Consider the following 11,386-nt stretch of genomic DNA (forward strand, 5'->3'; position numbering starts at 1 on the left):
AATTTATTGCAACCGCAGTAGGACAGCCTTAAGTCCGACAGGCTGCTAGGATAAAGAACGGCCTTAAAATGGACGGCTACGGTAAGGATGCTTCTGCTTTAACATTTAAAAATTAGACAGAGTGTCGTTATGAACATTTCCAGATCAGGGTCAGGGGCTACGCTATTGTCAGCAATCTATGCCTTCTCTTGTTATGCTTTCTCTTCAGGTGGCTCAACAGTAGGTTCTATTTATAAAGAGGTTTCAAGTTGTTCCGAATTAACCCGGAATATCGATAGGGATGTCTGCAGTCGGCATTTACCTGTTTTTAAGGCGCTTATCAGGGAAAAGAACCATCAGGTATCTCCGTCAACATCTTACTCAATGTCTGAGCCCATTCCTGAAACCGTCAAGATAATAAAAATATCCGCGACAACACAAAAGCTGGGGTATGAGATTTTTGAAACGATACAACCAACGTTGTTTATCTTTGATGCAGAGCGATCGCCCGGCAAGGGACAAGCGGCTGTCTACGAATTGCCGTCGGAATTCATCAGTGGCGATCGCAGAAGAATCAACAGTTTTCATCTGCCGGACAACTCGGCTTTTGTGGGGAACAGAGCAGATATTCTGCCAGAATTTGTGATTGAGCGAAGTCCACAGAATCACTTTGTGATGTCGGCACCCCATAATGATTCTGTCTATTATCTGGCGAATATCGAAATTGATTCCAGATACCCTCTGGATACGAGCGGTTCAACAGCAAAAGCCACCTCGGAACAGCCCGATACAACCTCGACCACGCAGCATCATCGACCGGCAGGTATTATGGATCTGAGGGGCGCGGGTATTTTTGTTGCAGACAATGTCAGGGTGGTCACGGATCCCTTCAGTTCATCACCCGCACTGATTCCTGATGCAGATGACACAGACGCTCCGGTTATAAATAATGCTGAAAAAACAGGATTAAAAAGTTTAAAAGAATTAGACAACTTAACCACATGGGAAAAAGTAGGCGTAGGTGCTGGCCTGACAATGTTGGATCAAGTGATTACCCGAACCTGGTTCCACCTTTCAAATCGTATCAAGCAGGCCTGGTTAAGACACACCAGTCAGGTGTTAGCGGCTGCATTGGGTTTGGGTCTTCCGGCTTTCCATTTATTACCGAAATGCATCAGTGGCTTGAGAGGAAGGTCAGAACACCCTCCATCAGGACGCACTCCATTAGAGGGGGCAGGTTTACCGGGACGTTCATCAGATCTATATCAACCCGGTAATTTGATAGCGACATCTTCCGTGACTCAAGGATCTGTTGCTGAATTAGCTTTTTCCATCGCGCAGGATGAGCGTTGGCCCACCCACGGCCAAACGTCCATCGCTACTGACGAAGACCAGCTTGATCACTTTATTACCCGTGACGGGGTAGTTTTTGCGGGCACGCATTTGCTCCTCGACTTTTGGGGAGCTGAAAAGCTGGATGACCCCACTACGATGGAAGAAGCGATGCGCGATGCCGTCGAAAAGGCGGGTGCTACTTTGTTGCATATCCACCTTCATCGCTTCGAGCCCAATGGCGGCATTTCCGGCGTTGCAGTATTGGCTGAATCACATATCAGTGTGCACACCTGGCCAGAGAGGAACTTCGCGGCGTTCGATATCTTTGTGTGTGGTGATTCTCAGCCAGAATTAGCGGTTCCGGTATTAAAGGCCGCCTTTAACCCTGACTCGGTTTATACGAAGGAGCATCTGCGCGGTGCGGTGTTCAGCGAAAGCGAGTAAGCGTTTTATCATCCAGTGGATCTGACTATGAATTTCGGCGGTTCTTTTCGCAAAGACGGTGTAAAAGTCAGGGCGGAAATTGCTATCGAGGTATACGCTACCAGTGTTTTTTCTTGTTTATTGGCAAATGTGTCAAAGGAATTTTATAAATATGTGTGACGATGTAGCGGCTTTTGATGTATTTCTGTAACTTTACTGTACCTAAGTACTGGTACTCATTGCGGATTTTGCTTATCTTGTAGTTCAATTACAAAATTGATCGAAATCAATTTTCTGAAGTTTTAAACTCTGCCTCTCCGCACCCAATTTAATGTCCATCAGAAGCCGAACATCCGGCTGGAAGCCTGATGGCAGGGTGGTTGAACCTAAAGTTCAGGCAGGGCAGAATTTTCGTTAGATAACAGTTAGCCATGACAGGGATAGCCCTCAAGTTATTTGTCCTTGTCCCGGCTCCTGAGGCTCACGTCGTTTGATCATTGGTTTCGACTGGTGGTACGGGCTGAAAAAGCAGTCCTTCAGAGGTAAGCCTCGACTATCCTGACAGTCAGAATTTCACTGGTACAACGAAGAATAACCGCCCATTAAGAGTGAGGTTGTTCATCCCGGGTTGAAGCGGTTTATTCGCACAAGGCTGATTGTAGCTTCAGTGTACTGTTGTCCGGATAATCGAAATGGAAAGATGCATCAGTGGCTGATGACCCCTTCACAGATGCTTTTTTTAGAACTGGTTACAGCGCTCAATTCTCGGAGCAAACTATATGCATGACATTGATCCCATCGAAACCCGGGAGTGGCTGGAAGCCCTGGATTCCGTACTGGAAAAAGAAGGGGAAGACCGGGCACATTACCTGATGACCCGCCTTTCCCAGCATGCCAGAGCGAAAGGCACACAGCTGCCCTATGCGATTACTACCCCTTATCGCAACACCATTCCGCCTGAGAAAGAAGCGAGAATGCCGGGTGACCTGTTCATGGAACGCAGAATCCGTTCCCTGGTCCGTTGGAACGCGCTGGCAATGGTCATGCGTGCTAATCAGAAAGACAGCTCTCTGGGTGGCCACATTTCTTCGTTCGCCTCCAGTGCAACTTTGTATGATATCGGCTACAACTATTTCTTCCATGGTTACAACAACAACCGTGAAGGCGATCTGGTTTACTATCAGGGACACACGGCTCCGGGTATTTATTCCCGTGCTTACCTCGAAGGTCGTCTGAGTGAAGATCAGCTGGACGGTTTCCGACAAGAAGTCGAAGGCAAGGGTCTTTCTTCCTATCCTCACCCGCACCTGATGCCTGACTTCTGGCAGTTCCCCACCGTATCCATGGGTCTGGGTCCGCTGCAGGCCATATACCAGGCTCGCTTCATGAAGTACCTGATCAACCGTGGTATGGCTCCGGAGCAGAACCGTAAGGTCTGGGCTTTCCTGGGTGACGGTGAAATGGACGAGCCTGAATCCACCGGTGCTATCTCTCTGGCGGGTCGTGAAAAGCTGGACAACCTCATCTTTGTGGTGAATTGCAACCTGCAGCGTCTGGACGGGCCTGTTCGTGGCAACGGCAAAATCATGCAGGAGCTCGAAGGTGTATTCCGCGGCGCTGGCTGGAACGTGATCAAGGTGACCTGGGGTCGCCACTGGGATCAGCTGTTTGCCCGGGACAAAGACGGCATGTTACAGAAGTTGATGGACGAAGCCGTCGATGGCGACTATCAGAACTGTAAAGCCAAGGGCGGTGCCTGGACACGTGAACACTTCTTCGGTCGTTACCCTGAAACCAAAAAGATGGTTGAGCACCTGTCTGACGATGACATCTGGCGTCTGAACCGCGGCGGTCATGATCCCTACAAGGTTTACGCTGCTTATCACGCTGCTGTAAACACCACCGACAAGCCAACGGTTATTCTGGCCAAGACCGTAAAAGGTTACGGTACCGGTACGACGGGTGAAGCATCTAACGTCAGCCACAACGTTAAAAAACTGCCAATCGATGATCTGAAACAGTTCCGTGACCGTTTCGACCTGCCGATCAAAGATGAAGATCTGGCCAGTCTGCCATACTTCAAGCCCGCTGAAGACAGCCCTGAAATGGTCTACATGCGCAAGCATCGTGAGAAACTGGGCGGCTTCATTCCTCAGCGTCGCGAGCAGTCAGATATACAGTTGGAGATTCCTGGGCTGAGTGCCTTCGACGCCGTTCTCAAAGGCAGTGGTGAGCGTGAAATCTCAACCACCATGGCCTACGTACGTGTTTTGGCTGCGCTGGCGAAAGACAAGAAAGTCGGCAAGCACATCGTACCAATCATTCCTGACGAAGCACGGACTTTCGGTATGGAAGGTATGTTCCGTCAGCTGGGTATTTACTCTGCAGAAGGTCAGATGTATGAGCCAGTGGACTCTGACCAGGTCATGTTCTACAAGGAGTCCAAACAGGGTCAGATTCTGGAAGAAGGCATTAACGAAGCCGGTGCCCACGCTGCCTGGATTGCGGCTGCTACGTCCTACAGTAACAATAACGTACCGATGATTCCTTTCTATGCTTTCTACTCCATGTTTGGTTTCCAGCGTACCGGCGATCTGGCCTGGGCTTCAGGAGACATGCAGGCTCGTGGTTTCCTGATCGGTGCTACTTCCGGTCGTACCTCCCTGAATGGTGAAGGTCTGCAGCATCAGGACGGACACAGCCACATCCTGGCTTCCACCGTTCCTAACTGCATCAGCTATGACCCAACTTACGGCTATGAGCTGGCGGTCATTGTTCAGGACGGCCTTCGTCGTATGTACGGCGACAACGAAAACGTGTGGTATTACATCACCACCATGAACGACAGCTACAAGATGCCAGCCATGCCTGAAGGCGATAGCGTTATTGAAGGCATCGTGAAAGGTCTGTACTGCTTCGGGGAAAACACCGTCAACGACGGCTTGAAAGTACAGCTGATGGGATGTGGCACTATTCTTGAGGAAGTACGTGCAGCGGCCGACATCCTGCGTAAGGACTTCGGTGTTGAGTCTGATATCTGGAGCGCTACAAGCTTCAACGAACTGCGTCGTGATGGTATGGCGGCAGCTCGTCACAACATGCTGAACCCTGATTCCGAAAAGCAGGCAGGCTGGGTCGAAGTGCAACTGTCTGGTCGCAAGGGGCCGGTTGTTGCTGCCTCTGACTACATGAAGATTTACGCTGACCAGATTCGTGAATTCGTACCAGGCACGTTCATCGCCCTGGGTACCGATGGCTTTGGTCGTTCCGATACCCGCGAAAAGTTGCGTGAGTTCTTTGAAGTGGATCGATACTTCGTTGTTATTGCTGCCCTCTACGGTCTGGTAAAAGACGGTGAACTGGAAGTGTCTGTGCTGAAAGACGCGATGAAAAAGTTCAACATCGACGGCGATAAAGCTAACCCACTGTACTGCTGATTTCATAAGGTTATCCCGAATGAGCGATGAAATAATCAAGATCCCCGATATCGGCAGTGGCAGTGCAGAGGTTATTGAAATCTGCGTTGCACCTGGTGATGCCGTTTCTGCCGATGACTCCCTGATTGTTCTGGAATCAGACAAGGCATCAATGGAAGTGCCAGCACCACGTGACGGCAAGATCTCCGAGATCCTGCTGAAGGTAGGCGACAGTGTGTCTGAAGGTGATGACATGCTGAAAATGGCGGCAACCGCCGCAGTCCGTGAAGGCTCTGATGCTGCCGTCGAAGCAGCGCCAGAGCCCGCTGCACAGCCAGCGCCTGCGCTACAATCAGAGTCTGCTACCCCTCCGGCAGCGCCTGCAGCCAGCAGCATTCAGGAAGTGACTGTTCCCGATATTGGTGCAGAAGACGTTCCGGTCATCGAAATCTGTGTAGCCGTTGGTGATGAGATTTCTGAAGAAGATTCTCTGATTGTTCTCGAATCTGACAAAGCGAGCATGGACGTACCTTCTCCTTTTGCCGGTGTTGTCAAAGAGATCTGTGTTAAAGAAGGTGACAAGCTGAGTCAGGGCGACCTGGTGGTAAAAGTTGAAACCACCACTGGTGCTGCTCCCGTTCCGGCACTTCAGACTGAAGTGCCTCAGACAGCCGCTCCAGCTCCAGCTGTCGCACCGGTTCCCGTAGCTACGCCTGTTGCAGGTGGTATTAATGAAGTGACGGTACCTGACATTGGTGCCGAAAACGTTCCCGTCATCGAAATTTGTGTAGCTGAGGGTGATGAAGTTGCTGAAGAAGATTCCCTGATTGTTCTGGAATCTGACAAAGCGAGTATGGACGTACCCTCTCCTTTTGCCGGTGTTATCAAAGAGATCTGCGTCAAAGAAGGTGACAAGCTGAGTCAGGGCAACCTGATTGTCAGGATTGAGACTCAGGGCGGTGTTGCAGCACCCGCTCCGACTGCTCCCGTGCCACAGGCTTCCGCGCCAGTCGCACCGACTCCTGCGACGGACAAGGCGCCAGCACCCGCCGCTGGGGCTTCTGGTCACAAACTGGTCGAGCTGGAAAAAGTCAATCGCAATTTCCACGCAGGTCCAGCGGTTCGGAGGCTTGCCCGTGAATTTGGTGTTACCCTTGAACGGGTAAAAGGCACAGGCCCGCGCAGCCGTATCCTGAAAGAAGATGTTCAGGCTTACGTTAAAGCTAAGCTGGCTGAAGCTGACAAGCCTCAGGTAGCGGCCGCCACAGGTGGTGGCGGCATTCCACCGGTGCCTGCCCAGGATTACGCCAAATGGGGTGAAATCGAAGAAGTAGCTCTGAATCGTCTGCGCAAGGTCGCGGCTCAGAACTTCCAGCGCTCCTGGTTGAACGTGCCTCACGTTACTCAGTTTGATGAAGCCGATATTACTGAACTGGAAGCTTTCCGTAAGGCTAACAAGGTGCTGGCGGAAGCCCGGGGCACCAAGCTGACTCCACTGCCTTTCTTCCTCAAGGCTGTGGCTTACGTACTCAAAGAGATGCCTGTATTTTGCTCTTCTCTCAGTGAAGACGGCGAGTCGGTTATCTACAAGAAGTACATCAACATTGGTGTCGCAGTGGACACTCCTGACGGCCTTCTGGTTCCTGTCATCAAGAATGTTGACCAGAAAGGTATCTGGGATCTTTCAAGAGAGTGCATCGAGCTGGCTGGCAAGGCCCGCGACAAGAAATTGAAACCAGCCGAAATGCAGGGTGGCTGCTTTACCATCTCCAGCCTGGGTTCTGTCGGTGGTACGGCCTTTACCCCCATCGTGAATGCGCCCGAAGTGGCTATTCTGGGGATCTCCAAGGCTTCCATGAAACCTGTCTGGAACGGCAAGGACTTTGATGCACGTCTAATGTGTCCACTGTCACTGTCATACGATCACCGTGTGGTCAATGGTGCTGATGCCGCCCGCTTTACCACCCTGCTGGCTAATCTATTGTCAGACATTCGTCGTTTGCTTCTGTGATTTTTGGATTTCGGTAAATAAAAAAGCCCGTGGCTGTTTTGCAGTAGCGGGTTTTTTTTACTCGTTAAAACCCTTTGTGTTGAAAGAACAATAGCTTGTTTTCTTGATCTACCGATTTCTTGATCTATCTTTCCTCTCTAAAAAATAAAGACTAAACGCTACAAACTACAGACTGGAATGTAATGAAAAACTCATTCTCTTTGGCACTGATATCGCTGTTTCTTTCGTTGTCTGTCGTCTGTCAGGCCGAACCATTGACAAGAAGTTTCGTCGTTGAACTTGAACAGAATGGAGGTTCTCCAAATGGGATTTTTTCTGTAAGGTTTGGCCAACATGCATTGTTGGGCAACCCGTCATACAGCACGGACACAAACGACTATGTTGCACCGATATCGCCGCCTGATAATAAATCACACAGACTTGTCAGTTACAGGTTAAAAACGTCCTTTATTGAGTCAATCTCGTGGCAATTGCTTTACGCTACCCATTTTCCGGTTGCTTACGAACTGGTTATGACCAGCAATGACGCCGCCCTGAGTGGCAAACCTTATTCATGGATACCTGTAGAAGCGTTTGTCGCTGTCGGATGGCTTTTGAAAAGCTATTGGCACCCCGATTCATTGCTGTTTAAACCGTTGGAACCACTGAAGTCGAGTCAGGATTACCCGTTTACGATCACCACTGCGATGATTGGCTCTGGAAATATGAAACAAAATCAGCCATCAGGATCATCCGTTCAGCAAGTCCCACAGGCTACCTCCAACCGTATAGGCTCTTACACTGGTTCCCTGTATTCCGGCTCTGGTGGCAGTAATGAAGATTCTGAACAACACCAACATACATTGGGTCTGAATTGTTTCGTCCATCTCTGCAATGGTGTTTGTAGATTCCGACATTTATCCAACAGAGAGTCAGCTGAATGGCCGTTGAATTCCGCAGGTAATTCGACAGGCCACACTCTTCATGATGCTTGTCCACCTGAGCTTCAATATGAACAACACCACGATCAAGACGACTTTATAACGACTTATCTCGACACATTGATTGACCCCCCTATTGATCATGTTTCTGATTTCGGTACGATTGATCCTTCTATTTATCTCCCTGATGGTTTCGGCACGATTGATACTTCTATCTATTTCCCTGATGGTTTCAACGCATTTAATGATCCCCCTGCCGAACCCCTCAATGATTTTCCTGACACTCAAGGCATTGGTATCAACTCAACAAATAGCCGTAAAACGCTAAACTCAATGGGTGCAGCTGCAGCCCTTACAAGGGATGAAACAAGCGAAGAAAGCTGTGAAAGATAGTGGCCGGGTAACATGCCCAACAGCAGGCTTTTTTTAACCGGTGTAACCTTTGGTTTTTGACAGAAAAACACGCTTGTTTTCTTGAACTATCACTTTCTTGATCTAGAGTTTTCCGTGTTTATCCTTCATCTTTGCAGACTGGAATTCATAGGTATAACAGTGAAGCAAGTGCCCTCTCCGGCATTGCTGTTGGTGCTTTTGATGTCATCTGTCATCTGCCAGGCCGAGCTGTTGGCAAGACGTTTTGTAGTCGAGCACAAACAGTCACACCAGAGCTTTTTTATTAAGCGCGACCTGAATTCGGTGTTGGGCATCCCTTCAGACATCGCAGACACAAACGACTATGCACAATCAATTGGGCCGCCTTATCACAAACCACACAGATCAGGTGGTTATTGGGTAGAAGCAACCTTTATCGAGTCGATTTCGTGGCAATTGATTTGCACCACTCCTCTGCTGGTTGCCTACGAACTGTTTATGACCACGCATGATGCTGCTCTGAGTGCCAAACCTTATTCATGGGTACCTGTAGAAGCCTTTATCGCTGTTGGCTTGCTTATGAAAAGCTATTGGAACCCCGGTTCATCGCTGTTTAACCCGGTGGGTCAACGGGTGGCAAGTCAGCATCAGCCGTTTGCGTTCACTACTACGATGCTCTCCGGACAAAACAAACAACAAAGTGGCCAACAAAGCCAGCCAACGGCATCATCTGGTCAGCAGGTTCCAACAACCACTCGTCATACAGGCACTTTCACCCATCGCCTGTCTTCCGGCTCCAGCGGCGGTAACGGTGCCCCGGAACGACACCAGCATACTTTTGGTTTAAATTGTTATGCCCCTCCCTGTCATGGCTATTGTGTACTTGCGCTATTATCCGATGGCCAACAGCCAGTTGAATGGGCGCTGAACTCCCCAGGAAATTCGACAGACTGTACAGGAGCAGCAACTGAACAAAGCCCACCCCCCGATATCCCCGGAGCGATTTATCTTGACACATCGGTTGGTCTCCATAATTCCCTCTCTGTTAATGTCCCTGATGTTTCCCCTGAACACCGCTCTCCTGATTGCTTTATCAATCAAACCAATACAACAACTGGCTGCCCCCCTCTAGATGCAGTGGGTGCAGAGACACCCAATAGAACCGGGGAACAAAATTGTTACGAGTCAGTGGGTTGGGTAGATAGCCAGAGGCGGCCAGGTGATCGCACATCGGACGATAGGTATAAAAAGAGAGGCTACACCGGGCTGCAAGTTTATGACAAAAGCCAGCTAATAGTTTGTGACGAGACAGAGTACTGGGAGGATGGCCGACAGCATCGATGCCGTTCGGCCTTCAAAAATGCTGAAGAACTGGCTTTTCACAAAAGAGCTTTTCATGAGCAGGTAGCCTGTGACGAGACAGTGGTCGGGCAAGATGGCGAGGCGCAGCCATGCAGGATACTCTTCAAAAATGCTGCAATGCTATTGCTTCACAAGGTGTTGGTTCACACAAAAACTATTACAGACACCAAGCTTAATGGTACGAAGCCGAATGATGACCATATCGATCACCTGTATCTTCCAGAAGATAGAAAGTGATTCGGCTTCCAACCAGACTCAAATCACGCTATTCAGAGGGCATAGAGTTTTGAAAAAATTACTCACAGCGGCACTGTTTTTGCTGTTCCCTCTGTCTGCCATCTGCCAGACCGAATCGTTTACAAGAAGTTTTTTTGTTGAGCTTCATCAGGATGGAAACTCGCCAAAAGGGAGCTTTGCTATTAAGCGAGACCAGCAAACATTGCCAGGCACCTCGTCATACCTTGCCGATACAAACAGCTACGCCGAATCAATTTTTCCGCATGATGACCAACCACGCAGACTCGGGGGCTTCGGGTTAAGAACGTCCTTTTCTGAGTCGATATCGTGGGAATTGATATACGCCGCTGGTTCGCTGGTTGCTTACCAACTGGTTATGACTTCCCATGACAGTGCTCTGAGCACCAAAGCTCATTCATGGATACCCGTAGAAGCCTTTTTAGCGGTCGGCTGGCTTTTACAAAGTTATTGGAACACCGATTCACCCATGTTCAGTCCAACAAATAAACTGGAGGCCAGTCAGGATGACCCGTTTGCAATCACTACTATGGTGCTCCCCGGAAATGGCAAAAAACAAAGACAGCAAAAAAACGAGCAAACAGAATCATCCGGTCGGCAAGCCTCTGGAACATCCGCCCAAATCACAGGCTCTGTCAAAAGACCCCGGCATTCCGGCTCTGGCGGCGGTAACGAAGAGCCGGAACAACCTCAACATACTCTCGGCTTGGATTGTTACGTCGATTCCTGTCATGGCGTTTGTAAACTTCGACCATCATCCCATAGCGAAGAGCCTGCTGAATGGTCGCTGAATCCTGTAGCAAATTCGACAGGCAACACAGGAGCAGCATCCGAACAAAGCCTGCTTTTCACACGATTGACTCTTTTGCGGCAGCGGCAGATAGGCCTGATGGTCCGGGTGGCTCAGAATCTGCGGCATCAGGAAAGAATGTCCGTCACTAAGCGATCGAACGATGGAAATACGCTCAAATCACTGCAAAGATCATCCACCGGTAACTCAGCCCTTCTGCTTCCCTCCAGGCAAGAAATAGAGGCAGCAGCTTCCACTTTTATTTCAAACTGTCCCCAAATAGCGAATTGTCTTACTGATCCAGCGAGTCAGGAAGCTGCGATTAACATGGCAGCTTTGCATACCTTGTATTCCATACCTTATTCTGATGATTCGCAAGAACCAAAAAGAGAGTCAAAAAAGGCTTTATGTGCATTTGTAATAAATCATATTGAGCGTTTCAATATCATTTTTCCCTATATAGCGGTCCCCGGTTGTGGTCGTTTAAAGCCTGAAAGATTTCTGGCTGTTATGCTCTCTCTAT

General features: G+C 49.4%; 6 protein-coding genes. All 6 read left to right on the plus strand.

Annotated features, from left to right (window positions below; all coding sequences use genetic code 11):
• Positions 1–129: 129 nt before the first annotated feature.
• A complete protein-coding gene (gene speD, locus KDK17_RS00520; protein ID WP_257287105.1) occupies positions 130–1,758 on the plus strand; it encodes an adenosylmethionine decarboxylase in 1,629 nt (542 codons plus the stop codon).
• Between the two features lie 758 nt (positions 1,759–2,516).
• A complete protein-coding gene (gene aceE / locus KDK17_RS00525) occupies positions 2,517–5,174 on the plus strand; it encodes a pyruvate dehydrogenase (acetyl-transferring), homodimeric type (RefSeq protein WP_257287106.1) in 2,658 nt (885 codons plus the stop codon).
• Positions 5,175–5,193: 19 nt separating this feature from the next.
• Positions 5,194–7,164, plus strand: coding sequence for a pyruvate dehydrogenase complex dihydrolipoyllysine-residue acetyltransferase (gene aceF, locus KDK17_RS00530; RefSeq protein WP_257282168.1), 1,971 nt, complete (start codon positions 5,194–5,196; stop codon positions 7,162–7,164).
• Positions 7,165–7,346: 182 nt separating this feature from the next.
• The gene (locus KDK17_RS00535) at positions 7,347–8,477 is read left to right on the plus strand and encodes a hypothetical protein (RefSeq protein ID WP_257282169.1); all 1,131 of its coding nucleotides are present in this window, start codon (positions 7,347–7,349) and stop codon (positions 8,475–8,477) included.
• Between the two features lie 159 nt (positions 8,478–8,636).
• Positions 8,637–10,055 (plus strand): hypothetical protein, encoded by a 1,419-nt coding sequence (locus KDK17_RS00540; protein WP_257287107.1) that lies wholly within the window; start codon positions 8,637–8,639, stop codon positions 10,053–10,055.
• Positions 10,056–10,104: 49 nt separating this feature from the next.
• A partial coding sequence (locus tag KDK17_RS00545; RefSeq protein ID WP_257287108.1) for a hypothetical protein occupies positions 10,105–11,386 on the plus strand: 1,282 nt, incomplete at its 3' end.

Origin of the sequence: Endozoicomonas sp. SESOKO2, from assembly GCF_024606245.1 — a bacterium.
Lineage (GTDB): Bacteria > Pseudomonadota > Gammaproteobacteria > Pseudomonadales > Endozoicomonadaceae > Endozoicomonas_A.

What these genes read in the sequence shown, in the direction of transcription:
- speD (WP_257287105.1), top strand. Translation starts at nt 130, where the DNA reads ATGAACATTTCCAGATCAGGGTCAGGGGCTACGCTATTGTCAGCAATC.
- aceE (WP_257287106.1), top strand. Translation starts at nt 2,517, where the DNA reads ATGCATGACATTGATCCCATCGAAACCCGGGAGTGGCTGGAAGCCCTG.
- aceF (WP_257282168.1), top strand. Translation starts at nt 5,194, where the DNA reads ATGAGCGATGAAATAATCAAGATCCCCGATATCGGCAGTGGCAGTGCA.
- KDK17_RS00535 (WP_257282169.1), top strand. Translation starts at nt 7,347, where the DNA reads ATGAAAAACTCATTCTCTTTGGCACTGATATCGCTGTTTCTTTCGTTG.